This window comes from Streptomyces sp. NPDC051315, from assembly GCF_044455165.1.
Lineage (GTDB): Bacteria > Actinomycetota > Actinomycetes > Streptomycetales > Streptomycetaceae > Streptomyces.
In genome coordinates, this window is sequence record NZ_JBITEN010000018.1 from 80497 (window position 1) to 105905 (window position 25409).

18 protein-coding genes are annotated in these 25409 nt (G+C 71.0%); 5 read left to right on the forward strand and 13 right to left on the reverse strand.

Translation table 11 applies throughout. The features are described from left to right. Nucleotides 1-56: 56 nt before the first annotated feature. The 5 genes from ACIBBD_RS29790 to ACIBBD_RS29810 all read right to left on the reverse strand — a co-directional run bounded on the left by ACIBBD_RS29790 (nt 57) and on the right by ACIBBD_RS29810 (nt 9203). Nucleotides 57-944, reverse strand: coding sequence for a FadR/GntR family transcriptional regulator (locus ACIBBD_RS29790; protein ID WP_399422655.1), 888 nt, complete (start codon nt 942-944; stop codon nt 57-59). Nucleotides 945-1106: 162 nt separating this feature from the next. Next, complete coding sequence (locus ACIBBD_RS29795) at nt 1107-3566, reverse strand: ATP-binding cassette domain-containing protein (RefSeq protein ID WP_399422656.1); 2460 nt, start codon at nt 3564-3566, stop codon at nt 1107-1109. Nucleotides 3567-3851: 285 nt separating this feature from the next. After that, nucleotides 3852-4610: an NUDIX domain-containing protein gene (locus ACIBBD_RS29800; protein WP_399422657.1), complete on the reverse strand. Its 759-nt coding sequence runs from the start codon at nt 4608-4610 to the stop codon at nt 3852-3854. A 131-nt stretch (nt 4611-4741) separates the two neighbouring features. Next, complete coding sequence (locus ACIBBD_RS29805) at nt 4742-6661, reverse strand: glycogen debranching N-terminal domain-containing protein (RefSeq protein ID WP_399422658.1); 1920 nt, start codon at nt 6659-6661, stop codon at nt 4742-4744. 781 nt (nt 6662-7442) lie between these two features. After that, nucleotides 7443-9203 (reverse strand): DUF4192 domain-containing protein, encoded by a 1761-nt coding sequence (locus ACIBBD_RS29810; protein WP_399422659.1) that lies wholly within the window; start codon nt 9201-9203, stop codon nt 7443-7445. Nucleotides 9204-9334: 131 nt separating this feature from the next. Between ACIBBD_RS29810 and ACIBBD_RS29815 the strand changes: the two genes are divergently transcribed. Then, complete coding sequence (locus ACIBBD_RS29815; protein WP_399422660.1) at nt 9335-11500, forward strand: RecQ family ATP-dependent DNA helicase; 2166 nt, start codon at nt 9335-9337, stop codon at nt 11498-11500. A gap of 332 nt (nt 11501-11832) precedes the next feature. After that, the gene (locus ACIBBD_RS29820; RefSeq protein WP_399422661.1) at nt 11833-12453 is read left to right on the forward strand and encodes a hypothetical protein; all 621 of its coding nucleotides are present in this window, start codon (nt 11833-11835) and stop codon (nt 12451-12453) included. 330 nt (nt 12454-12783) lie between these two features. On the opposite strand, the gene ACIBBD_RS29825 is transcribed toward ACIBBD_RS29820, so the two are convergent. From ACIBBD_RS29825 to ACIBBD_RS29835, 3 genes are all read right to left on the reverse strand, one after another. Then, nucleotides 12784-13422 (reverse strand): hypothetical protein, encoded by a 639-nt coding sequence (locus ACIBBD_RS29825; RefSeq protein ID WP_399422662.1) that lies wholly within the window; start codon nt 13420-13422, stop codon nt 12784-12786. Between the two features lie 68 nt (nt 13423-13490). Next, a complete protein-coding gene (locus ACIBBD_RS29830; protein WP_399422663.1) occupies nt 13491-14192 on the reverse strand; it encodes a ribonuclease HII in 702 nt (233 codons plus the stop codon). A 93-nt stretch (nt 14193-14285) separates the two neighbouring features. Next, nucleotides 14286-14909, reverse strand: coding sequence for a TetR/AcrR family transcriptional regulator (locus ACIBBD_RS29835; RefSeq protein WP_399422664.1), 624 nt, complete (start codon nt 14907-14909; stop codon nt 14286-14288). A 187-nt stretch (nt 14910-15096) separates the two neighbouring features. Between ACIBBD_RS29835 and ACIBBD_RS29840 the strand changes: the two genes are divergently transcribed. Beyond that, on the forward strand, nt 15097-16644 hold the full coding sequence (locus ACIBBD_RS29840; protein ID WP_399422665.1) for an MFS transporter: 1548 nt from the start codon (nt 15097-15099) through the stop codon (nt 16642-16644). 405 nt (nt 16645-17049) lie between these two features. Here the strand turns inward: ACIBBD_RS29840 and ACIBBD_RS29845 are convergent, their stop codons facing one another. The 3 genes from ACIBBD_RS29845 to ACIBBD_RS29855 form a co-directional block, all read right to left on the reverse strand. Beyond that, nucleotides 17050-17955 carry an ADP-ribosylglycohydrolase family protein gene (locus tag ACIBBD_RS29845; protein WP_399422666.1) on the reverse strand — a complete coding sequence of 302 codons (906 nt, stop codon included), beginning with the start codon at nt 17953-17955 and terminating at the stop codon, nt 17050-17052. A gap of 12 nt (nt 17956-17967) precedes the next feature. Then, nucleotides 17968-18627 carry a histidine phosphatase family protein gene (locus ACIBBD_RS29850; protein ID WP_399422667.1) on the reverse strand — a complete coding sequence of 220 codons (660 nt, stop codon included), beginning with the start codon at nt 18625-18627 and terminating at the stop codon, nt 17968-17970. A 119-nt stretch (nt 18628-18746) separates the two neighbouring features. Next, the gene (locus tag ACIBBD_RS29855) at nt 18747-19352 is read right to left on the reverse strand and encodes a YdbC family protein (protein ID WP_399422668.1); all 606 of its coding nucleotides are present in this window, start codon (nt 19350-19352) and stop codon (nt 18747-18749) included. A gap of 154 nt (nt 19353-19506) precedes the next feature. Here ACIBBD_RS29855 and ACIBBD_RS29860 point away from each other — a divergent pair, with 154 nt between their 5' ends. Beyond that, nucleotides 19507-20040 carry a TerD family protein gene (locus ACIBBD_RS29860; protein WP_399422669.1) on the forward strand — a complete coding sequence of 178 codons (534 nt, stop codon included), beginning with the start codon at nt 19507-19509 and terminating at the stop codon, nt 20038-20040. Nucleotides 20041-20191: 151 nt separating this feature from the next. Here ACIBBD_RS29860 and ACIBBD_RS29865 read toward each other — a convergent pair whose 3' ends face one another. Both ACIBBD_RS29865 and nrdR read right to left on the reverse strand, forming a co-directional pair. Further along, the gene (locus ACIBBD_RS29865) at nt 20192-23080 is read right to left on the reverse strand and encodes a vitamin B12-dependent ribonucleotide reductase (RefSeq protein WP_399422670.1); all 2889 of its coding nucleotides are present in this window, start codon (nt 23078-23080) and stop codon (nt 20192-20194) included. A 165-nt stretch (nt 23081-23245) separates the two neighbouring features. After that, nucleotides 23246-23815 carry a transcriptional regulator NrdR gene (gene nrdR, locus ACIBBD_RS29870; RefSeq protein WP_399422671.1) on the reverse strand — a complete coding sequence of 190 codons (570 nt, stop codon included), beginning with the start codon at nt 23813-23815 and terminating at the stop codon, nt 23246-23248. A 584-nt stretch (nt 23816-24399) separates the two neighbouring features. Here nrdR and lexA point away from each other — a divergent pair. Then, nucleotides 24400-25179 (forward strand): transcriptional repressor LexA, encoded by a 780-nt coding sequence (lexA, locus tag ACIBBD_RS29875; protein WP_399422672.1) that lies wholly within the window; start codon nt 24400-24402, stop codon nt 25177-25179. Nucleotides 25180-25409 lie beyond the last annotated feature (230 nt).

Consider the following 25409-nt stretch of genomic DNA (forward strand, 5'->3'; position numbering starts at 1 on the left):
GAGGAAAGACGCAGGTGGGGAAGCCTTACCCGACCGCACCGCCCGGGGGTGTGAGCTCAGTGCTCGCGCGGCGCCGGAACGACGCGCTCCACCTCTGGATGGACGGTGAGCAGCTGACGCATGGCCGACTCCGCCCCGGCGCCGTCGGCCGCGGCGAGGGCGTCGACGATCCTGCCGTGATGCGCCAGGGATGCCTCATTCGGCCGGTCACAGCCCGTGACGGGGCCACCGGACACCTGGAGGGCGGCCGACACGATCCCGGAAAGGTGCTCCAGCATGCGGTTGCCCGCGAGCTGAATGAGCAGTGAGTGGAACTCGGCATCGGCCCGGGAGTACGTCAGCGCGTCACCCTGCCCCATCGCGTGCCCCATGATCTCCACCATGTCGGCCAGCCGCTGCTGTACGTCCTCCCGGCCGTGCCCGGCGGCGAGGCGGGCGGCGAGCGGTTCGATCGTCCAGCGCAGCTCGCTCAGCTCGCGCCGCTGGTCGTCGCGCTGCGGACCGAAGGCCCGCCACTCGATGATGTCCGGATCGAGAAGGTTCCAGTCACTCACGGGACGCACGCGTGTGCCGACGTTCGGACGGGCACTGACCAGCCCCTTCGCCTCCAGTACCCGGAGCGACTCACGGACGACGGTGCGGGAGACCTCGAAGCGCTGGCCGATCTCCTCGGGCACGAGCGGGCGGTCGGCACCCAGATCGCCGGAAACGATCATCTGGCCCAGCTGCTGGACGAGTTGGCCGTGGAGCCCGCGCCCGCGGCTGCCCGCGGCACGCCGGCCCACACGGCCCAGCTCCGGGTCTGCACCCTCCCAGACGGGGGCTCCGACGCGGTCGACGGCGGGAGCCTCGGCGTAGGGGTAGCGGTCGAGTTCGCCCGGGCCGGCCAGACCGGAGTCGGCGGAGCGGGCGGCGGTCATCATGGTGTGCGCAAGGGTACTCACGGATCCTTTGTCGGCGCCGCTCCCAACTCCCTTGAGGTCTTTGGTGAAAAGCACACGAAAGGGTGATCGCTCACGCCGTCGCAATTGACGCCTTATCGGAAAGAAATGGGCTTTCTGCGCGGAGTTGTGCACGTGCTGGGATCGGACGGGCACGGGCGGTCGTCATCGAACCCTGCTACGCATGGTAGTGATCAGATACGCGCACAGCAGGGCGGTCAGAGCCAACGCCAACGCACCGCCCACGGGTTGGGCGAGCACACGGACCGCAGCGGCCAGATAGCGCTCTCCACCAAAGGGCCACTGCAGCAGGAACACCTCACGCAACCGCACCGAGAAGCCGGCCGCCGTCCGCACGGACGCTCCCTCCACGACCTTCTGTACGAGAGGTACGCCGACCACCGGCACCCCGACGACCGCGGCGAGCCCGGCCGTGGTGGACCGGAAGAGACCCGCCGCCAGGACACCGGCCCAGGCGCAGCCGATCACGAGTGCGATCCAACTCGCGCTCAGCTGCGGCCAGTCCGAGGGAACCTTCGCGAACTCCCGTCCGTAGACGAGATAGAGCACTTCGGCATTGCAGCCCACGGTGAGGAAGGCCAGCATCAGCCCGGTGAGCGCCGTGACGAGGAGCTTCGCGGTCAGCAGGCCCAGTCGGCGGGGCACGGTACCGCGGTCCACGGCCAGGGCGGGGTGGCGGAACTCGTCACCGAAGGCGAGCGCGCCGACCAACCCCGCACCGAGCGCCGCCGGGGGCAGCGGCAGTTCCACGGGCCAGGCGGCCAGCAGTCGCGGCTGTGACGTGTGGCCGACGCGGGCCAGGAGAAGGGTGGTCACGGCGGAGACGAGCAGCACGGCAGCGCCGGTGAGGAAACCGGTGCTGATGCCGGCGGCACGGCGGAGTTCGTAGCGGAGGGGGCGCAGGGGGCTGGGAGCGGGGCGGACGGAGATGGGCGGCGGGAGGGCCGGCAGGGCGCCGAGCGTACGGGCCGGAGCGGGGCGGGCGGGCTTCCTGTTCGAGGGTCGGGAGGCCTGGCCGGGGACGGCGTCCACAGGGGGGTGCGGGGTGTCGGGCGAGGCAGCGGCGGGCAGGGCTGGGCCGGTGGCGGGCTGCGGTTCACCGGAGGAGGGATGCCTCGCCGCACCGGAGGAGGGCCGCCCTGGTTCGCCACCGGACGGCTGCTGCACTTCGTCGGCAGGCGAGGGCGACGCCTCGCCGGTGACGGTGGGCTGGGCCTCGCCGTCGACCGTGGGCTGGGCATCGTCGGTGACGGTGGGCTGCGCCTCGCCGGCTGCAATCGGCTGGGGCTGGTCGGCCGTGGGTCGAGCCTCGGTCGAGGATCGATCTTCGGCGGTGGGTCGATCTTCGGCGGCGGATCGGCCTTCGGTGGTGCATTCGTCGGCGGCGGATCGGTCTTCCGAGAGGCATTCGTCGGCGGCGGATCGGTCTTCCGCAGCGGATCGAGCATCTGCGACGGATCGATCATCCGCGACGGCGGGGGCGAGGGCCGGGCGCGCATCGTCGGAACCGGAAGTCGCGCTGTCGGCAATCGACGCAGGGGCCTTTGCGTCGGTCTCGCCCTCGGAAGCCCGTGCGCCACCGGCCGCCGGATCCATCGGCTGGTGCGGCACCGACATGGGCCGCTGCCCAGCCTCCGACGCGTGCCTCGCGCCGACGACCACGACTTCCCGAGCCTCACTCAGCAGACGGCCCTCGTCCTGGCTCTCCGTGCCGTCCTCTCCGGCTCCCGGTCCCATGTCGCCCACTTCGTCGGCGAGTTGGTGCACGAGGATGCCGTGCCGGAACGCCGTCTCACCGACGTCGGCGCAGGTGCTGCCGTACACGGAGAGCCGGTTGCCGCCCTCCTGCACCACCTCGACGGAACGGTGCGCGGTACGGGCTTCCTTGGTGAGCAGGGCGGCCAGACGGACGGCATGGGGGCTGCGGACGGCGACGCGGGGGCGCAGCCTGGTGCGGGCGAAATCGCCGGCCTCCTGATCTGCGACGAGTCTGCCCTGGTCCAGGGTGACGACCCGGTCGGCGATGCGCGAGGCCTCCTTGGGGTCGGCCGTGGTCGACAGGACGGTCCCACCCTGGGCCGCGTGCGCACGCAGCATGCCGTGCAGCCAACGGCTTTCGCGCTCGGAGAGCCCGTCGGCCGGGTTGTCGAGCACGAGGGTGTGCGGGTCGGCGAGGAGGGCGCAGGCCAGTCCGAGCCGGCGGTCCATGCCGCGGGAGAGCGTGCCGAGGCGCTCGTCCCGCAGGCTGACGAGACCGACCACCTCGAGGACTTCGTCGGCCCGCCGTACCGGGACGCCCGCGGCCGCGCACAGCATGCGCAGGTGACCACGGACGGTGCGGGCGGGATGCCCCGGCACGTCACCGAGGAGGACGCCCACCTCGCGCGACGGATGGGCGATGCGGTGCAGGGGGCGTCCTCTGAAGTAGGTGAGGCCACGGCCCTGTTGGAGTTCGAGCATGAGTCTCAGCGCTGTACTCTTGCCCGCGCCCGGCGCGCCGAGCAGCACGGTGACGCGACCGGCACGCGCTTCGAAGGAGACGTCGTCGAGGGCGGGCGGAAGCTCCTTGCGGGGATTGCTGGTCAGTCCGAAGGCCTGGATCACCCGTAGCAAGATAGCGCGTTATGTCCGTTTTTCCTGTATAGCGCGACTTGTCGCGCGGGCGCGATCGTCGCCTATGGCGTCGACCCGTCGTCCCGAACGGGAGACCAGGCCTCGGAGCGTGGCCAGGACGCGCGAGGGAAGCCACGACCGCGTGTCAGCCCGGCTCGCGCAACGCGCCAAGTGTGTGGCCGCCAAGGGCCGTCAGCCGCTTCGCGGCCCGCGGCGGCTGACGGGCGGGCAGTCGGTCAGTCGGTCGGTACGCCCCGTCCCCGTCACACCCCGAGGTCACACCTCGGGACGCAACATCGGCGGGTTGAGCAGGGTGGCGCCGCCCGCCCGGAAGAGCTGGGCAGGGCGGCCGCCCTGCCGCGTGGTGGTGCCTCCTGTGGGGACCAGGAAGCCGGGGGTGCCCGTCACCTTGCGGTGGAAGTTTCGCGGGTCCAGCGCCACGCCCCACACCGCCTCGTAGACGCGCCGCAGCTCGCCGACGGTGAACTCGGTGGAGCAGAACGCGGTCGCCAGCGACGAGTACTCGATCTTGGAGCGGGCGCGTTCCACCCCGTCCGCGAGGATCTGGGCGTGGTCGAAGGCGAGCGGTGCGACCGGTTCGCCGTCACGGCCGTAGCCGCCCTGCTGCAGCAGTTCCTCGACCGGCGCCCAGCGGGCGTTGCTGGCGTCGCCGCCGGCTCGCGGAGCGGGCAGGTCGGGGGCGAGTGCCAGGTGGGCAACGCTGACGACACGCATCCGGGGGTCACGCTCGGGGTCACCGTAGGTGGCGAGCTGTTCCAGGTGGGCGCCGTTGTCCTGGGCCGGGGTGGACGGGTCGTGGGCGGTCAGCCCGGTCTCCTCGGCCAGTTCGCGCGCCGCCGCCTGGGAGAGGTCCTCGTCGGCCCGTACGAAGCCGCCCGGGAGGGCCCACCGGCCCTGGAACGGCGGCTCGCCCCGGCGCACTGCCAACGCACACAGGGCATGGCGGCGCACGGTGAGCACGACCAGGTCCACGGTGACGGCGAAGGGTGGAAAGGCTGACGGGTCGTAGGGCATGCGGCGATCATAGTCGTCTTCCTGACGATAAACACTCCCTCCATCGGTCGCTTCGGCGGCTGATCCACTCGGGTGCGGCGCGGTTGTCACCACTCGGCCCCGGCTGTCGCCCGGTTCCGCGTCATACGAGGTCACACTCCCAATTGCAGTCCGTCAGCCGCTTCCTCCACCATGGCGAGACCGAGCCGGCTGACCCGTACGGAGAACGGGGCGCCGGCGACCCGCAGTCCGGTCACGCCGATCTCGCCGAGGGGTGCGCTGGGCATGGGGCGCAGGGTGACGGTTCCCGCCGGAACGTCGGGGCGTATGCCCGTCAGGGTGGTCACCAGCAGGACCCCGGCGGCCGCCGTGGTGGCGGCGGGGCGGCAGGCGGCCGGGTGGGGCAGCGGAGCGCTCCCCTCGGTGCGTTGCTCTCCCGCGTACATCTCGGGAAGGCGATGGCCGAAGGCCTCGGCCGCCGCCAGTAGGCCCCGCAGCAGCGCGCCGGCCTCCTTCTCGTAGCCCGCGGCGGTGAGGCCCGCGACGGCGATCGCCGTCTCGTGGACCCGTACGGCGCCGCTGCGGTGACCGAAGGGATTGTGGCCCGCCTCTTTGGCGCCCAGCCCGCGCAGCCCCCAGCCCGAGTCCATGACCGGGCTGCCGAGGAGCCGGGCGAGCTGTTCGGTCTGCACGCTGTCCAGCAGCCCTGAGGCGAACTCGCCACCGCCCAGCAGTCCTGTGTCGAGCAGGTGGACGGCGGTCGCGCCCAGGTGTGGCACCGGTCGCCCGTCCGGAGTACGGGCGGCGGCGGGCCGGCCACCGCCCAGGTCGTCGATCCAGAAGTCCTGACGGAACGCGGCCCTCAGTGTCCGAGCCCGGTCCCGCAGCTCGCTTCCCCCCGGCCTGCCACAGGCGTCGAGCAGGTCGGCGCCGAGCAGCGCCGCACGGTGGGCATGGGCCTGGGTCTCGCAGCGCACGGGCCCACCGGGTTGGGGGTCAGGCAGGTAGGCGCCCTGTCCGACAGCGGCTCGCAGCCAGGTCAGGCACCGCTCGGCCGCCGGCAGCAGTTCCTCCGTCTCCTGGTCGGGCAGTCCCCATCGGCGGGCTTCCGCCAGGACCACCGGAAACAGCAGCGTCGCCTCCGTGGCGGTGCACCCCGGCGGGAGGTGTGCGCCCGCGTCCCGCCGCGGACCGGGGATCAGACCGGCGTGCGGTCCCTGGCCCGTCACCTGGGTGCGGGCGAGGGTGCGCAGCGTGCCCGCGGCGAGACGGGTGCCGAGGGGCAGCGTCATACGGGCCGCGGCGAGCGCCTCGGCCGGCGCCAGACCGCAGCGCCACGGTGCTCCCGCTGCGAGGTGCGTGTCCATCGGGTGGGCGGGGTCGCGCACCAGCAGGGCTAGCAGGTCCTCGATGCTCGTGCTCAGCAGCATGGGAACACGGTGGTCGTCTCCCGTGGCCCGTGCGGGAGCCAGGGGGTTCGTCGCGGCACGGCCCACGGCCCGGAGCGGACCCGCGCCGTCCAGGCGGACTCTCAGCTCCACGGTCACGCTGCTGCCGGGCATCATGTCGAAGTCCCAGCGCAGGAGTCCGGCGCAAGCCAGGGCGTCCGCGGGCGCAGGGTCGGCGGTGACGTACGAGGTCCCTGCGGCGCCGGACCATCGCAACCCGGAATCGTGCACGCTGGCGGGCAGCTCGGGGCCGACGGCGCCGGCCGCGATCGCCCCGAGGTCGGCGAGGTCCGTGCCGAGGGCCACCTCCACCGGCAGGCGCAGCGGCCGTGCGGCGGCGCTGTGCAGCGTGATCCGCTCTGTACCGTCCGCGGATCGGGTCCGTTCGACCACGACGTCCGGGTCCGGGCCACCGTGCGGTGTGGCCCGGAGCGTGCCGACGAAACGAGCCCGGTCGGCGGAGGTCATCCGGGACTGGACCACGAGCGGCTCACGCCCGGCCACCCGCATCTGGCACCGGGACAGGATCCGCCGCCCCGCCCGGTAGAACCCCTCGAGTCCGCGCCCGGTCAGCTGCCCCTGCTCCGTGGAGATGGCGAGGCCCGGCAGGGCAACGCAGATCATCGCCGTGTGGACGGCAGGCAGGTCGGGGGAGCGGCGCGGTGCCGGCGTGGCCGGCGGTGCGGCGCCACGGGGCGGGCCGGGAGCGGGACGACCCGCTGTGCCGGGCGGTGGGAAGGCATAGCCACCACGGGCCCTTTGATCCGCAGGTGAGCGGGCGGCTCCCTCCGGTCCGGCGGGGGGCGTGGCGCGCCGGGTGTCGTCGGGTCCCGGGGATCCGGTCCCATGACGTCCGGGCCCGGGCTCCGTCGGCGGCCGGTCGGCACCGGCAACCCCGGGGAGGGGCACGAGCCTGTCGAGGGCGGAGCGTCCTTCGGCGGCGGAGGGCGGAGTCGGCTGATGCATGCGGTGACTTCTCGGCTCTCTGTGCGCCTCGGGCAGGGTCGACGCCGGCGCAAGGCTCCGGCAGGGCGGGTGCGCTGCGGCGGCACACTCCGTACAGGCATTCCGCCACTCAGGTGAACGGAGCGGGGCTCCCCCAGGTCACGGCCGGGGCCCGAGGGCCCCACGAATGGCCGCGCGGCTGGAACCGCCGCAGGCGGCGGCCCGGCGCTGTCGGCCCCATCCGGTCACCTGGCGTCCGGTCACCTGCCGTATTGAGGAAGGACCGCCGTGCAGCCGTCGACGACATCCGTCGGCACGGGGACGTCGCCCGGTGGTGTGACGGTCGCGGTGCCAGTCGGGTGCGGGCACGGTCGGGTAGCGCACGCGGTGGTCGGCAGCGCCCGGATCGCCCTTCCATGCTCAGCGCCGTACCGGCAGGCGCTCCCCCTTGTCCCTGGCCTCACCCCTTCTCCTTCTTCCTGGTCTCACCGCTGTCGTCCCGCCCACCTCCCGCACAGTTGCCGGGGCGCCGTGCGGGGGCCCGGCCCACGGCGCGGGTGCGGGGGCGGGACTCGCCTCGGCCGGGCGGGACGGGCCGCGTGCCACGGACCGACGTACGGGGACGCACAGCGTCAGGTCGCCGCTCGTCGCCGTCGGCTGCCTCCGCTCGCCGGACACCGCCGGTGGCACCCTCGGAACGGGTGCGGCGACGCCGGCGGCCCGCCGTGGGCGCGGGCGCCGGCCCGGCCTCCGGTGCGGTCGCGCCGGGCAGGGCCGCCGCCGCGACGTCGTGCGCTGCGGCGGGACGGCCGGAAGCGCCAGGTTCGCCGCCCTCGTCGCGCCCACGGATCCCGTCGGTTCCGTCGAGCCCTACGGCGTCCTGCGCGCCGTAGGGCACGTCCGCCCCCCATGGCGCTTCCGCGCCCGCCTCGCTCTCGTCCCCGGGCGGCCACTCGGCCTCGGCCCTCCGCCCGCGGCCGTCGCGCCCGGCGCGCAGGCAGCCCCGGACCGACTCCGGGTCGAGGCCCTCGTTGCACGCCTGGTGCAGGAGGCGCGCGAACAGGTAACCGGGGTCGGCGCCCAAGGCCATGGCGAGGGCCTCACGGGCTTCCAGCTCGTCGCCGGTGGACCAGGCGACCCACCCGGCGAGCGTGAGAGGTGCCGCCGCGTGCTCTGCGTAGGGGCCGACGCAGCGGCGTGCCAGCGCGCGCCAGAGGCGCAGGGCGGGAGCGGCCTCGTCTCCCTCCATCCACTCGGCCGCGCGATCACGCGTCGTCCGGTCCTGGAGGCCGAGGATGAGAGCCGCGGCTTCGTCGGGTGCGAGCAGCTCGTCGTCGCGGTGGTCCGCCATGAGGGTTCCGGTCACCGGCGCTGCCTCGGCGAAGCGCCGCATGACCCGCCCGGCCAGGGCGACCGTCTCCTCCGCCACGGCCGCTCGGCCTGCGTCATCGAGGATCCGGGGGACCAGCGCCATGCTGGCGGTGTCGAGCGCGATCTCCTGTTCCAGCGCGGCGCCGGTCTCCAGGGGAAGCAGCCGGGCCCGCAACTCCCTCAGAGTGCCTCGGACCTGGATTCCGGCGTAGGTGGCCGCCGCGGCCAGCACGGAGGTGCCGGGCAGGCCCATCGGCACGCCCTCGACCGGGCAACAGCCCCGGCCCGCACAGCAGTACGACCAGAAGCGGCCGTCGGAGATGCACAGTGCCTCGATCACGGGGATGTCGAGCCGGCCGCACTCGACCCGGAGCTGCTGGGCCAACGGCTGCAGCCGTTCCATGACCCGCCGGCCCGTCTCACCCTTCGCCGGTTCCTGGCAGAGGTAGGCGACCATCTGCGCGGGACGGGCACCCCGGCGTTCGCTGCCCGTCACGAGCCCCTGTGCCAGCTGTCGGGCCACGGCGTCCCAGTCGTCCGGATTGGTGGGAATGCCGAGTCGGGCCCGGCCTCCGAACCGGCCCCGCCCATCCCGGTCGTGCAGGGCGACCAGGACGATGCTGTCCTCGGGCCGGTACCCGAGCAGGTAGGGCAGGGCGTCGGCCAGTTCGGCCGGGGTGCGCAGGGTGACCTGGTGCACGGGGCCTCCGTCGTACGGTAAGCGTCCGTCGTACGGGGCACTGCCCTCGTGCGCGGCCCGGTCGTCGTACGACGCAGACCCGTCACATCCGTCATCGCCGGTCATGTCGCCGTTTTCGAAGGGTCCCGTCGTTTCGCTGTGATTCGTCATGTGGCGACGATCTCGCGGATCGCCGGATTCCGCTTGAGCCTGTGGATAAGTCCGACCAGGGACACGTCAAATCGATCGAGCGTCGGTCGTCGATGACCGGATTGTCAGTGCCGTCCTGTTGTATGGGACGCATGGAGCACACGAGCAACGCGGATCTCAGGACCGACGCCGATGCCGTCCTCGCCCGTCTCGTCGGCGACGCCACCGGCTCGGCCCGACTGCGCGAGGACCAGTGGCGGGCGATCGAGGCGCTTGTCGCCGAGCGGCGCCGGGCACTGGTCGTCCAGCGCACGGGCTGGGGAAAGTCCGCCGTGTACTTCGTGGCGACCTCACTGCTCCGGGCACGCGGCTCGGGTCCCACCGTGATCGTCTCCCCGCTGCTCGCCCTCATGCGCAACCAGGTCGAAGCCGCGGCCAGGGCCGGTATCCACGCCCGGACCATCAACTCCTCGAACACCGAGGAGTGGCAGACCGTCCAGGCCGAGATCGCCGCAGGCGAGGTCGACGTCCTGCTGGTCAGCCCGGAACGGCTCAACAACCCGGACTTCCGCGACCAGGTCCTGCCCGAACTGGCCGCCACCACCGGACTGCTCGTGGTCGACGAGGCCCACTGCATCTCCGACTGGGGTCACGACTTCCGCCCGGACTACCGGCGGCTGCGGACCATGCTCACCGACCTCCCGCCAGGGGTGCCCGTGCTCGCGACGACCGCGACCGCCAACGCGCGTGTGACCGCCGACGTCGCGGAACAGCTCGGCACTGGTGGCACCTCGGACGCCCTGGTGCTGCGCGGCCCGCTCGACCGCGAGAGCCTCACGCTGGGCGTGCTGCGACTGCCGGACGCGGCGCACCGGATGGCCTGGCTCGCCGACCATCTCGACCAGCTGCCGGGGTCCGGGATCATCTACACGCTCACCGTGGCCGCCGCCGAAGAGGTCACCGCCTTCCTCCGGCAGCGCGGGCACACCGTCGCCTCGTACACGGGCAGGACGGAGAACGCCGACCGTCAGCAGGCCGAGGACGACCTGCTCGCCAACAAGGTGAAGGCCCTGGTCGCCACGTCCGCCCTCGGGATGGGGTTCGACAAGCCCGACCTGGGCTTCGTCGTGCACCTCGGCTCGCCCTCCTCCCCCATCGCCTACTACCAGCAGGTGGGCCGTGCCGGACGCGGCGTCGAGCACGCGGAGGTGCTGCTGCTGCCGGGGAAGGAGGACGAGGCGATCTGGGAGTACTTCGCGTCGCTCGCCTTCCCGTCGGAGGAGCTGGTGCGCCGCACGCTCGACGTCCTCGCGCGCGCGAACGGCCCCGTGTCGCTGCCCGCGCTGGAACCCCTGGTGGAACTGCGCCGCTCCCGCCTGGAGACCATGCTGAAGGTGCTGGACGTCGACGGGGCGGTCAAGCGGGTCAAGGGCGGCTGGATCGCGACCGGGCAGCCCTGGACGTACGAGGCGGAGCGGTACGACTGGGTGGCACGGCAACGCAGGGCCGAGCAGGAGGCGATGCGGCAGTACGCGTCGACGACCGGCTGCCGGATGGAGTTCCTGCAGCGCCAACTCGACGACGAGGGAGCCAAGCCCTGCGGACGCTGCGACAACTGCGCGGGAGCGCGCCACACGGCCGAGACGTCCGCGACGGCGTTGGACGCCGCCCGCGTCGACCTGGGCCGTGCGGGCGTCGAGGTGGAGCCGCGCCGGATGTGGCCGACGGGTCTCCCCGCGATCGGCATGGAACTGAAAGGACGCATTCCCGCCGGTGAACAGGCGGCGACCGGGCGGGCATTGGGGCGTCTGTCGGACATCGGCTGGGGCAATCGGCTCCGCCCGATGCTGGCTGCCCAGGCTGTCGACGGGCCCGTCCCGGACGACGTGGCAAAAGCCGTGGTGGGTGTGCTGGCCGACTGGGCCAAGGGCCCCGGTGGCTGGGCCTCGGGAGCGGCAGACGCACAGCCCCGCCCGGTCGGCGTGGTCACCATCGCCTCGCGTGCACGGCCGCGGCTGATCCACTCCCTGGGAGCGCGCATCGCGGACGTCGGCCGGCTGCCGTTGCTGGGCACGGTGGAGTACACCGGTGAGGCCTCTCCCGTTTCCCGGAGCAACAGCGCCCAACGCCTCAAGGCGCTCGACGGGATGCTGGAGGTGCCGCCCGCACTCGCTACCGCACTGTCCGAGGCCCAGGGCCCCGTGCTCCTCGTGGACGACTACACCGAGACCGGATGGACACTCGCGGTCGCTGCCCGGATGCTCCGACGTGCGGGCGCGCAGGCGGTGCTGCCCCTGGTCCTGGCAGTGCAGGGCTGACCCCTCACGCAGCGCCCCCGCAGAGGGCCGGCGCGACGGCTCACCATGTGTTCGGCCGCCATGTCGGGGAACACCGCTACGACAGAAAGTGAACGAGGCATGTCCGGCGGACACGCGCGTCACCGCATCATCATTGGGTAGGGATATAAGACACGCACCACCACATAAAGGTCGGTGGCCCCAATTGCTCGTTGCCGCAACCAAGTTCGACAGGAAGAATTGAGTTCCGCTCCCCGCATGGCTTGTCCGTGGTCCGGTAGGGCCTTGCTGCGGTGTGCACTCCCCCCGAACCCGACCCGCCCGCTGTGTGGGCCGTAGCCGAAGGGAGGCTCGTGACCTTCGGATTTGCTCCGTCCTCGGCGGCATCGTTGTCGACGTCCACGTCCGCCGCTTCCGCCAACCGCTTGCTCGAGCCTGCCGAGTGGGCCGCGGCCGGCATTCCGCTGCTGCGCAACCCGCGAGAGGTCGTCAGCGGGCTGCACGCACGCCATCGGCCCAGACCCTCCACGGCGGTGGTGGCCGTGCTCGACCCTGACGAGCGGTTGCTGGCCAGCGCTTCGTTCACCCGGCGCCAGGCCTCGGCCGACGGCTGGATGTTCCGCAACGCACTGCTCGCCCAACTGCGCCGGGTCATCCCCCACGACCTGCGGCGCCGCACGCCGGTACGCACCGCCGTGCTGCTCTACTGCCGTGAGGGCGACGCGCGTTGGACGGAAGAGGACGGCGCCTGGATGTGGGGTCTTCGTGACGCCTGCACCCTGCACGGTCTGCGCTGTGGGGCATACATCACGCTGACCCGGGACGGCTGGCAGGTCCTCGGGGAGGGGCGTGGAGGCCGCCGGCCCAACGCGGATTCGGCACCGGAGCCCTTCGCCCTGTCCGAGGCGCCGCCCCCGATACCGAGGACAGGTGGCGCCGCCTCGGAGGTTCTGCGCCGCGCGGCCGCCCGCTGAGCGGGACGGCGGGACGGCGGGACAAGCCGAGCACACGATCCGGCGGGCATGGCGGCCCTCGGAAGGGCGAGAGAAGCCCCGAGGGAGTGCCAAAAGCGGCAGAGCGGCAGGCATCGCCGCACGCGCCGGCATGCCCCGAGGCGGGTACGACGGCCGCGCACTGGGGCACTCCCGCGGCGCCCCGCCGGGCGCCGTCGCGCCCGCCTCGGGGCGTGCCGAGGTGCGCGCGCCGAGACGTCCGTCGTCCGCGCACGCCAAGACCCACTGTGCAGGTGCCGCAGCAGCGACGCCTCCTCGAACCCGGTCTTCTCCCGGGTAACCGGGACCGGCTCAGACGCCCGCGCCCAACACCGCGTTGATCTGCTGCGGGTCACCACAGACGATCAACAGGGCGTCGGCCCGCTTGTGGGCCAGGGGCAGAGCAGTGGCCGCAGCGGTGGCGGGACCGCCGTTCACGGCGACCACGACCACGGGGCGCGCGCCTGCTCGGTCCGCGACGGCGGCGTCTGCGTAGAAGACGTCGTCTCCCGCGTCGTGCTGCGCCCAGTAGGACGCCTCGCCGAAGGACAGCTCGTGGGCGGCCCACGGATGCTGTTCACCGGTGGTGATCACCAGCACGTCGCCCGGGGCGCGGCCCGAGTCCAGGAGCAGGTCCACGGCCTCCTCGGCGGCATCCAGCGCGCCGTCGGCCGAGGCCGGGATCAGCTGGACCTGGGGAGTCGCCGAGGCGGGTGCGGAAGCGGCAGGGGCGGCCGGGGCCGAGGGCCCGGGCTTGGCGGCGACGTCGCGCGGCGAGCGTTGCACCGGGGGCGCGGGCCGGACGGGGCCTGGCCGACCGGGACGCGACGGAGCCGCGGGACGGGGACCGGGTACGGGTCGAGGGGTCGGCGCGGTGCGGCCGCTGGCCGGAGTGGCGCGGGGACCCTGGGCACTCTCGTGAATCTGAGGCTCCTCGGGAATGAGAGGCATGGGCTGTTATTTATCAAACCTTGGTGCGGCTCGCGCCAGCGGGTGGCACATGCGTGCGAGCGGAATCGTCAGAAATCGAAGCCGAGCTGACCCTCGATCTCCGGAACGCTTCCGTCCGCCCAGCTACGGGCCTTCTTGAGGTGCCGCCACTGGGGCAGCGCATCAAGATACGCCCATGACAACCGGTGATACGGGGTGGGGCCCCGCTCCTGCAGTGCGGCCTTGTGCACGGGCGACGGATACCCGGCGTTGTCCGCAAAACCGAAGTCTGCATGGTCGATACCCAGTTCGGCCATCATTTTGTCGCGCTGAACCTTGGCGATCACCGAGGCCGCCGCGACCGCCACGCACGACCGGTCACCCTTGATCACCGTGCGGACCCTCCAGGGAGCGCCGAGGTAGTCGTGCTTCCCGTCGAGGATCACCGCATCAGGGCGGATCGGAAGGGCGTCCAGTGCGCGTATGGCGGCGAGCCGGAGCGCGGCCGTCATCCCCAGGTCGTCGATCTCCTCCGGGGAGGCGTGGCCCAGGGCGTACGACGTCACCCACTTCTCCAGTTCCGCGGCGAGCTGATTGCGACGCTTCACGGAGAGGAGTTTGGAGTCGGTGAGGCCTACGGGAGGCCGGCGCAGTCCGGTGACCGCCGCGCAGACGGTGACGGGACCGGCCCACGCACCGCGGCCCACCTCGTCGACACCGGCAATGATCTTCGCTCCGGTCGTGGCGCGAAGGGAGCGCTCGACGGTGTGAGTAGGTGGTTCGTACGGCATGGCGCCCTTAGGGTACGCCGCCGGGATCCCCTCGCGACACCCCGGTTTCCCGTTACCGCTCCCCGGTCGGCGACGACCGCGTCCCAACACCGCTCAACCGGCATCCGGCCGCAGCAGCGGCAGCATGAGCTGGTCGACCATCTCCTCGAGATCCCGATCCCTCCATTCACTGGTGCACATCTTTGATCGGTACATCATCATGGCCGGGATGGCATCCAGGACGTACCCGTTCGCCGCGCCGGGATGAACCTCGCCGCGCTCAATTCCGCGGCTGATGACCTCATGCAGGAGCTTGACGGTCGGCTCGACCACCCCTTCGAAGATCAGCGCATGGAAGCGCTCTGCCTGCGATGGGTCGCATTCGTGAATGATCGAACGCACGGCGAAGCCAGGTCGGGAGAACATCGCGTCGCGTGCCTTGCGGCACAGCACCACCAGGTCCTCGCGCACGCTCCCCAAGTCCGGTGCGGCATCCAGCCGAGGCAGTCCGGCGCGCAGGGCGTCCGCGACGAGATCCTCCTTGGACGCCCAGCGGCGATAGACGGCGGCCTTGCCGGTCTGAGCTCCGGCCGCGATTCCTTCCATCGTGAGGCCGTTCCAGCCGACGGTGCCCAGTTGCTCCAGGGCGGCATCGAGGATCGCGCGTTCGAGTACGGCGCCGCGCCGGCGGGAGGAGGCGGCCCGAGCGGGGGCGGCCGTCCAGCGCGAAGTAACCATCCGAGTGTCTCCAGCAAGCAGTAGAGGCGGGGAGTGCGGGGAGCGGCGAGACGCCGTGCGGCAGCGACGAGACACCCACCGATGGGCGGCACCTCAAGTGAACGCTTGCGTTCACTACTGGGGACTCACTACCGTTGGCGCGACAGTGAACGACATCGTTCACTAACGCATGTGTGGGGGACCCATAGTGACGACCTCTCAGTTGATTCAGGACCAGAAACCAGGTGCGGCCCGCCGGGAGGGGCATCCCGGCATCGCGCTCACCGTCATCGCGGCGTGCCAGCTCATGGTGGTGCTCGACGCGACGATTGTGAACATCGCGCTCCCGCACATTCAAGAAGCGCTCAGGTTCAGCACCACCGACCTCACCTGGGTGGTGAGCGCCTACACGCTCACCTTCGGCGGTCTGCTGCTGCTCGGCGCACGGGCCGGTGACATCCTCGGCCGGCGCCGGGCCTTCCTGACCGGCATCCTGCTCTTCACGTTCGCTTCGTTCCTGGGCGGTATAGCCCAGGAACCCTGGCAGTTGCTGGCCGCCCGCGCCCTGCAGGGCGTCGGTGGCGCCATCGCGTCGCCCACCTCGCTGGCGCTCATCACCACCACATTCCCCGAGGGCCCGGAACGCAACCGGGCCTTCGGTGTCTTCGCCGCGGTGTCGGCGGGTGGCGGCGCGATCGGTCTGCTCGCGGGCGGCATGCTCACCGAGTGGCTCGACTGGCGCTGGGTGCTGTTCGTCAACGTGCCGATCGGCGTCCTCATCGCCGTCCTCACTCCGCTGTACATCAGCGAGTCCGAACGCCACCCCGGCCGCTTCGACATCGCGGGTGCGCTGACCTCGACGGTCGGTATGGCCTCCCTGGTCTACGCCTTCATCCGCGCGGCGGAGGAAGGCTGGGGAGACGGGCTGACCCTCGGGGCCTTCTGTACCGCGCTGGTCCTGCTGGTCGCCTTCGTGTTCACGGAGATGCGGGCGAAGGAGCCGATCACTCCACTGAGGATGTTCGCCGACCGCAACCGCTCCGGTACGTACGTGATCATGCTGAGCCTCGCCGCTGCCATGTTCGGCATGTTCTTCTACATCGTGCTGTTCGTGCAGAACGTGCTGGGCTACAGCCCGATCAAGGCCGGGCTCGCCTTCCTCCCCGTCACCGTCGCGATCGTGGTCGGCGCGGGCCTGTCGCAGCGGTTCCTGCCGGCCCTGGGCCCCAAACCGTTCATGCTCGGTGGCTCCACCCTCGTGGTGGTCGGTCTCGTCTGGCAGACCTTCATCCGGCCCGACAGCTCCTATGTGGGCGGGGTGCTCGGGCCGATGCTGGTGTTCGGGTTCGGCATGGGCCTCAATTTCGTGACGGCCACGGTCACGGCGGTCTCGGGTGTCGCCCAGCACGAGGCGGGTGCCGCGTCGGGCCTGCTCAACGCCACCCAGCAGGTGGGCGGTTCCCTCGGGCTCGCCATTCTGACGACCGTTTTCGGCTCGGCCAGCAAGGACGAGGCGGAGAAGCAGCTGCCGGACTTCCTCGCACACGGATCGACGGAGCAGCAGGCCGAATTCGCCAAGACGCACCAACTCCCCGCTCCGTGGGGGCACGAGGTACTCGCGCAGGGCATCTCGACGGCCTTCGTCCCGGCCGCCGCGATGGCCGCACTCGCCCTGGTGACGGCCTGGCTGGTCATCCGGGTCCGCAAGAGCGACCTGGAGGCCCTGTCGGGAACGGCGGGACCCATGGCCGGCTGACAACACGGCGTCACGGGCCGGCCGTGAGCTGTCGCCGACGGGCATCCGGCGTGCCCGTCCGCGGCCGCCCGGCCGTCCCGGACCCCACAGCGGCGTGACGGTGGCCCGCCCCGCCCTGGCCGCACCCCGCAGGATCCGCGCCACCATCGCCCACCACGGCACGGTCTCGAACAGCACGCACCGCACGGCCCACCCCCCATACCTCTCCCGCACCCGCCCGCACCTCTTCGGTCACCCCTGCGCAGCTCACACCTCGCACAGCGGATGTCCGGACAACGCGCGACCGCTCACACAGAGTTCCCGCCAGACACGGAGAGTTTCCATCGGTGCGGTGACGCCCGCTTTGAAGCGGCTACGCACACCTCCGGCCGGCCCCTCGGGCGCACCCGGCTGGGCGCGGCGACGTCACGCGGACGCCGGCACCCACGTGGGGAACGCCTCCACCTGCTCCACCCAAGCACTAGGGGGCGTGCCCGTCTTCCCCGACGCCAGTACTCCGCCCACGATGGCGCAGGTCGTGTCGACATCCCCGCCGACCTGGGCGGTCGTCCAGAACGCCTTCTCGTAGTCGCCGAGAGAGCGAGCGGCGGACCAAAGCGCGAAGGGGACGGTGTCATGCGCCGTCGTACGCCGTCCACAGCCCAGCACGGCCGCGACGGTGGCAGCATCGCCATAGTCGAGCATGTCCCGGGCGCGTCGCAGGCCCGCGCCCACGGCGCTCTTCGGGACGAGCGCGATGACGCCGTCCAGGAGCGTCTCGGGGCTCGGCGGGCCGCCGGGCGATCCGGCCAGTGCGGCGGCCGCCGCGACCGCCATGGCCCCGACCACGGCCTCCCGGTGCTGATGCGTGGGATAGGCGGAGATCTCCGCCTGGTGGGTCGCCTGCTCGGGGTCGTCGGCGTACCAGGCACCCAGAGGAGCGATCCGCATCGCGGCGCCGTTGCCCCAGGAACCCTGTCCGTTGAACAGCGCGGCGGACAGTTCACGCCAGTCGCCGCCCTCCCTGACCAGCCTCAGCAGCCGGTTGACCGCTGGACCGTAGCCGCGGTCGAAGTCATGGTGCTCCGCGAAGGAACGGGCCAGGGCGTCCTGGTCGATGCGGTGGTGGGTGGCCAGGACAGCGACCACGGAGCAGGCCATCTCCGTGTCGTCCGTCCACTGCCAGGGGCCGGGTGGCAGCTCGCGGCGCTTCAGCAGCGGGTAGTGGACCGGCACGAAGAACTGCGAGCCCAGCGCGTCCCCCACCGCGAGTCCGCGCAGGCTGGCGAGGGCGCGCTCCAGGCGCCCGTCGGGAGAGGAGTCAGCGGTCATCGCTCTGCCACTCTATCCGGTGATCCCGTACGGCTCCGGATCTCGCCACTGGTCGAACGGCCGGTCAAGAGTGTATTTGCCGTCGTCTCCCAGAACGAGCATCCGCATCTCGGCGTTCCCCGGATTCGACAGCGACTCGAATTCGGCGACCGTCCAGTGGAACCAGCGCATGCAGAACAGGCGCATGGCGAGGCCGTGGGTCACGAGAAGCACGTTGGGCGGGTGGTCGGGGGCCTCGAAGCTGCGGAACAGGCTCTCCAGGAAGCCGCCGACCCGGTCGTACACGTCGGCTCCGCTCTCCCCCTGGGCGAAACGGTAGAAGAAGTGGCCGTAGGCGTCCCGGTAGGCCTTCTGCAGGCGGACGTCGTCGCAGTCCTGCCAGTTGCCCCAGTCCTGCTCGCGCAGCCGGGGCTCCTCGCGCACCCGTATGAGGTCGGGGTCGAGGTGGAAGGCGCGCAGGGTCTCATGGGTGCGCCGGTAGGGCGATACGTACACACTGACCCGCTCGCGGCCGAAGAGCTCCCGCAGTGTCCTACCCGTCTCCTCCGCCTGCCGGCGGCCCCGCTCGGTCAGACCCAGTGCGTGGTCCGGTTCACGCTCGTAGACGGTGTCATCAACATTGCCCGTTGACTCCCCGTGTCGGACAAGGACGATGCGCCGTGGTCGTGCCATGTCAAAACCCTAGATCGGGTAGCGGCTGATCGAGCACTCAGACAGCCTCCATACAGCGTAGGTCACACGGATCCTGCACCACGAGGCACACAAGTGCACACAAATAGTGAGTTTTTTTCTCACACTATCCAGGTCGGTTCGAGCTCGACGATGTCTCCCGTGAGGGAGGAGATGTCCGCCTCGGTCTGGGCGCGCAGCGCGAGCCGCTCCACGCGCTCGGTGCGGTACTTGCCGTGCTCGGCCTCCGAACGCCACATCGACAGCACCAGGAACTCGTGCCCCGGCGCCTCCGCGAACAAGCCGCGGATCATGCCGGGCGAACCGGCCATGGCGGGGTTCCACACCTTCTCCTGCATCAGCGTGAAGTGCTCGGCCCGTTCCTCGTGGACCCGGCACAGGGCCACCCGCAGCAGGTCCGAGTCGGTGAACCGTGGCTCGAACCCCGTCTTCACGTCGAAGCGGTAGTCGAACAGGCGGACCTGCGCGTCCTTGAAGGTGCCCGCCTGCGCCGCCGCGAGCCGGTCGTGGGAGCGCGCCATGAAGGAGTCGTAGAAGGCACGGCTCTCCCAGAAGGCGAAGACATGCGCGACGGAGGGCCGCCCCCTGCTCCAGCCCCCGCCCTGTCCCCGAAATCCCGGCTCCCCCAGAAGCCCCGCCCACTTTCGCTGCCCCCGCTCGAAACCGCGGCGGTCCACCACGGTGCAGCGAATCCACTTGACCAGCACCGCGCCATGGTAAGGCCACCGGGCGTGGCGTCGGTCACTCTCCGCCGCGAAGCAGTCGTGCGGGCGTGCACGCTCGCGTGGCAGGATGGACAACCGGCCCTGACGAGCGGGCAGTTCGGGGCGACGGCAGACGGCGAACGGGGAGGGGAGTCCGGTGAACGGCCTCAACAAGGGGATCCACAAGGTCGAGATAGCGCTGAAGTGGGACCCCAGTCCTTCGGGGCAACCACCCACCGATCTGGACATAGTGGCCGCGACCTACCTGACGGACGACCCGCACGGCGCCCCCGCCTATGTGGTGCACTTCGACAGCCGCTCCCCCGACGGCACCATCCATCTCAACCGGGACAGCAAGGACGGCAAGGGCTTCGGCTGGGACGAGGTCCTGACCGTGGAACTCCATCGCCTGGACGCCCGGTACGCGCGCGTGGTGGTCGGTGTGGTCATCCAGCAGCACTCCGAGCGCCGGACCTTCGTCAGCGTGCTCAACCCCGCCGTCCGCATCCGCGAGGGCTACACCGACCTGGCCGTGGACGACTTCGGCGGGGTGCTGGGCGCGACGGCGGCGACGGTCGCGGAGTTCGTGCGCGTCTCGTCCGACGGGTGGTCGTTCCGCTCCGGTGTCCAGGGCTTCGAGGACGACCCGGCGTCGTTCACCAGGATCATGGGCGAACTGCGCCGGTCGTGACGCCCTCCCCGGCGCCGGGGTCGGTCATTCCCGCCCCCGGCGCCGGGCATGAACCCGCGCCGGGCGCAGAACACGGACCAGGGCGGTGGAGCCGTATGCCGGCTCCACCGCCCTGTGCCAGGTCATTCACCCCTGGCCGGCACCGCTGGGATCAGCTGCAGCCGCTGGTCGAGCCGCAGCCCTCGCAGATGTAGCAGGAACCGGCCCGCTGCATCTTCGTACCGCAGGAGAAGCAGAGCGGGGCGTCGGCCTGGATGCCCAGCTGCATCTCCACCAGCTCGGCGCTGGTGTGGGCCTGCTTCGGGGCGGGCTGGGTCGCCTCGATCTCGGCCTTCGGGGTGGCGACGGCCTTCAGGTCCGTCTGACGCGGTGCCGACTGGGCCAGGCCCTCGACGTCCACGTCTTCCTCGGCCGGCTCGTAGGAACCGGTCTCCAGGTGACGCTGACGCTCCTCGGCGGAGTGGATGCCGAGCGCCGAGCGCGTCTCGAAGGGCAGGAAGTCCAGCGCCAGGCGGCGGAAGATGTAGTCGACGATCGACTGGGCCATCCGCACGTCCGGGTCGTCCGTCATACCGGCCGGCTCGAAGCGCATGTTGGTGAACTTGGAGACGTACGTCTCCAGCGGCACGCCGTACTGCAGGCCGACGGAGACCGCGATGGAGAAGGCGTCCATCATGCCCGCGAGGGTCGAGCCCTGCTTGGACATCTTCAGGAAGACCTCGCCGAGACCGTCGTCCGGGTAGGAGTTGGCGGTCATGTAGCCCTCGGCACCGCCGACGGTGAAGGACGTGGTGATGCCGGGACGTCCCTTCGGGAGGCGCTTGCGGACCGGGCGGTACTCGACGACCTTCTCGACCTTGGTCTCGACGGCGGCGGGCTCCTCGGCCTTCTTCTCCTCCACGTCCTTCTTCTTGGCGGAGAGCGGCTGGCCGACCTTGCAGTTGTCGCGGTAGATCGCGAGGGCCTTGACGCCCAGCTTCCAGGCCTCGAAGTAGATCTCCTCGACCTCTTCGACGGTCGCCGTCTCCGGCATGTTGACCGTCTTGGAGATGGCGCCCGAGATCCACGGCTGGATCGCGGCCATCATGCGGACGTGGCCCATCGGGGAGATGGCGCGCTCGCCCATGGCGCAGTCGAACACCTCGTAGTGCTCGGGCTTGAGGCCGGGAGCGTCGATCACATTGCCGTGCTCGGCGATGTGGGCGACGATCGCCTCGATCTGCTCCTCCTGGTAGCCCAGGCGGCGCAGGGCCTGCGGGACGGTGCCGTTGACGATCTGCATCGAGCCGCCGCCGACCAGCTTCTTGAACTTGACCAGGGCGAGGTCGGGCTCGACTCCGGTGGTGTCGCAGGACATCGCCAGGCCGATGGTGCCGGTGGGAGCGAGCACGGACGCCTGGGAGTTACGGAAACCGTTCTTCTCGCCGAGACGCAGCACGTCCTGCCAGGCCTCGGTGGCAGCGGCCCAGACCGGGGTGTCCAGGTCGTCCATGCGGACGGCCGTGCCGTTGGCGTCGGCGTGCTGCTTCATGACGCGGTTGTGGGCGTCGGCGTTGCGGGCGTAACCGTCGTACGGGCCGACGACCGCGGCCAGTTCGGCGGAGCGGCGGTAGGCCGTACCCGTCATCAGGGAGGTGATGGCGCCGGCCAGGGCGCGGCCGCCGTCGGAGTCGTACGCGTGGCCCGTGGCCATCAGCAGGGCGCCGAGGTTGGCGTAGCCGATGCCGAGCTGGCGGAACGCGCGCGTGTTCTCACCGATCTTCTCGGTCGGGAAGTCCGCGAAGCAGATGGAGATGTCCATCGCGGTGATGACGAGCTCGACGACCTTCTGGAAGCGCTCGGCCTCGAAGGACTGGTTGCCCTGGCCGTCGTCCTTCAGGAACTTCATCAGGTTCAGCGAGGCCAGGTTGCAGGACGTGTTGTCCAGGTGCATGTACTCGCTGCACGGGTTCGACGCGGTGATCCGGCCGGACTCGGGGCAGGTGTGCCAGTTGTTGATGGTGTCGTCGTACTGGATGCCGGGGTCGGCGCAGGCCCAGGCGGCTTCGGCGATCTTGCGGAAGAGCGACTTGGCGTCGACCTCCTCGATCACGTCACCGGTCATCCGCGCCCGCAGGCCGAACTGACCGCCCTGCTCGACGGCCTTCATGAACTCGTCGTTCACACGGACCGAGTTGTTCGCGTTCTGGTACTGGACGGACGCGATGTCGTCGCCGCCCAGGTCCATGTCGAAGCCCGCGTCGCGCAGGACGCGGATCTTCTCCTCCTCCTTGACCTTGGTCTCGATGAAGTCCTCGATGTCCGGGTGGTCCACGTCGAGGACGACCATCTTGGCGGCGCGTCGGGTGGCACCACCGGACTTGATGGTGCCGGCGGAGGCGTCGGCGCCGCGCATGAAGGAGACCGGGCCGGAGGCGTTGCCACCGGAGGAGAGCAGCTCCTTGGAGGAGCGGATGCGGGAGAGGTTCAGGCCGGCGCCGGAGCCGCCCTTGAAGATCATGCCCTCTTCCTTGTACCAGTCGAGGATCGACTCCATGGAGTCGTCGACGGCGAGGATGAAGCAGGCGGAGACCTGCTGGGGCTGCGGGGTGCCGACGTTGAACCAGACGGGGCTGTTGAAGCTGAAGATCTGGTGCAGGAGGGCGTACGCGAGCTCGTGCTCGAAGATCTCGGCATCGGCGGGCGAGGCGAAGTACTTGTAGTCCTCGCCGGCTTTCCGATACGTCTTCACGATGCGGTCGATCAGCTGCTTGAGGCTGACCTCGCGCTGCGGGGTGCCGACGGCGCCCCGGAAGTACTTGCTGGTGACGATGTTGACCGCGTTCACCGACCAGAAGTCGGGGAACTCGACGCCACGCTGCTCGAAATTGACCGAGCCGTCGCGCCAGTTGGTCATGACGACGTCACGGCGCTCCCAGGCCACCTCGTCGTACGGGTGCACGCCCGGAGTGGTGTGGATGCGCTCGATACGCAGCCCCTTGGTGGCCTTGGTCCCCTTCGCTCGGGAACCTCGTGCCGGACCGCTCGCCGTCTCTGTCATGCCGCCTCCCTGTACAGGCAAAAACGCCCTGAAATGCCACGATGTTCCCGTGGCACGGTGTTGTGTCTGGTGCTGCGGGCAACCCACTGACTCACGCCCGCAACAAGTCTTCGTCCGCCGCCGCCCGGCCGGATCCGGAACCTCCGCCCGGTCCCGGCCCTCCGGTCAGTCGGCGGCGTGGGCGGGCTCGGGGACCTGCACGGTCCCTCCGCGCCCGCCGTCGCTTTCCTGGCCCCCCGCGACAGCTCCTTCGGCGTCCTCGCGGTCGTCGTCGTCCCCGGCGGGGTGTCCCGTCTGCTCCCTGAGTTCCGCGATGGCGGCCTCGAAGTCCTCGAGCGAGTCGAATGCCCGGTAGACGGAGGCGAATCGCAGATAGGCGACGAGGTCGAGCTCCTGCAGCGGGCCGAGGATGGCCAGCCCCACGTCGTGGGTGGTCAGCTCGGCGCTTCCAGTGGCCCGCACCGCCTCCTCGACCCGCTGGCCGAGCTGGGCGAGGGCGTCCTCGGTGACAGGCCGCCCCTGACATGCCTTGCGCACACCATTGATGATCTTCGTGCGGCTGAAGGGTTCGGTGACTCCGGACCGCTTGACCACCATGAGCGAGCACGTCTCCACGGTCGTGAAACGACGGGAGCAGTCAGGACACTGGCGGCGCCTGCGGATCGACGTGCCGTCATCGGTCGTACGGCTGTCGACGACGCGGCTGTCGGGGTGCCTGCAGAAGGGGCAGTGCATGAACTCCCAACCCTCCTCACAGCAGACTCAATGACCTCGCTGGACCTCACGGGCCCCTCGAAGCAGCCCCCAGCATAGGCGATCCCCGAGGACGCGAAGACCGGGGGGACCACAACTTGTGGGCTGCTCGTGCCATCCAACCACTAGATATGGGGCCTGGCTCATACACCCAGGCCATATCGCGTGTCGCGGCCACAGCCATCACACCGTGCTCTTCCACCGTCACGGCGAGCACCCGAAAAACGGGTCCACGCGCGCGCGTACGGCCGTATCGCGGCGGCACGCACAGGGATACCGTGAGCGCCACGAGGAGGTGCGGTGGGACTCTCGCACAGAGCGGGGCCCGGTTCCCGGTCGACCGGAGGGCGGATGGCAGACTGGGGCGACACCTCACAAGGTCGTCGGCCTCGGCGGTGAAGAGTACAACAATGAGCCTTTTTGCCCGCCGGTCAGCGCGTCAGCCATACACCCAGAGACATGATCAAGTCAGGCGATTCACGCTTTTTCACTCGAACGTGTGTTTGGCGCAACCTTTCGAAACCAACTACCGTTGTCCAGCAGGGAGACAACCGAGAGGGGCCGACGTGACCACCACCGCAGACAGTGCCACCATCACCGCCCAGGACCGCTCCCAGGGCCGACTCGAGCCGGTGCATGCGATGAACGAAGCCATCAATCCCGAGGGGCACAAGCGCTCCCTGCCGGGCCGACCTCCAGGCATCAGGGCGGACAGCTCGGGCCTCACCGACCGGCAGCGGCGGGTGATCGAGGTCATCAGGGACTCCGTGCAGCGGCGCGGCTACCCGCCGTCCATGCGGGAGATCGGCCAAGCGGTCGGCCTGTCCAGCACCTCGTCGGTGGCCCACCAGCTGATGGCACTGGAGCGTAAGGGTTTCCTGCGTCGCGACCCGCACCGCCCGCGCGCCTACGAGGTGCGTGGCTCCGACCAGGCCGCCGCCGTGCAGCCCACGGACACCGCCGGCAAGCCCGCCGCGTCGTACGTCCCCCTGGTCGGCCGTATCGCCGCCGGTGGCCCCATCCTCGCCGAGGAGTCGGTCGAGGACGTCTTCCCCCTCCCCCGGCAGCTGGTCGGCGACGGTGAGCTGTTCGTGCTGAAGGTCGTGGGTGACTCGATGATCGAGGCCGCGATCTGCGACGGTGACTGGGTCACCGTCCGCCGCCAGCCGGTCGCCGAGAACGGCGACATCGTGGCCGCGATGCTCGACGGCGAGGCCACCGTCAAGCGTTTCAAGCGCGAGGACGGCCATGTGTGGCTGCTCCCGCACAACGCGGCCTACGAACCGATCCCCGGCGACGACGCGACGATTCTCGGCAAGGTGGTGGCCGTACTGCGTCGCGTATGAGGTCGGTGGCGGACAGACCTTCTCGATCCGCCCCCCTGACTGGGCCCCGGGATCCCTGCGCCGGTTCCGGGGCCCTGTGCTGTGCCCGACCGGTCTCGAACAGCATCGGGGTGGGGGGGGGGGGGGGGGGGGGGGGGGGGGCGCGGCCCCGGGGGGGGGGGGGGCGGCCGGAGCCGCCGGGGCCGGGGCCGGGGCCTGAGGCGCGGGGGCGGCGGGTTGCGCCGGTGCGG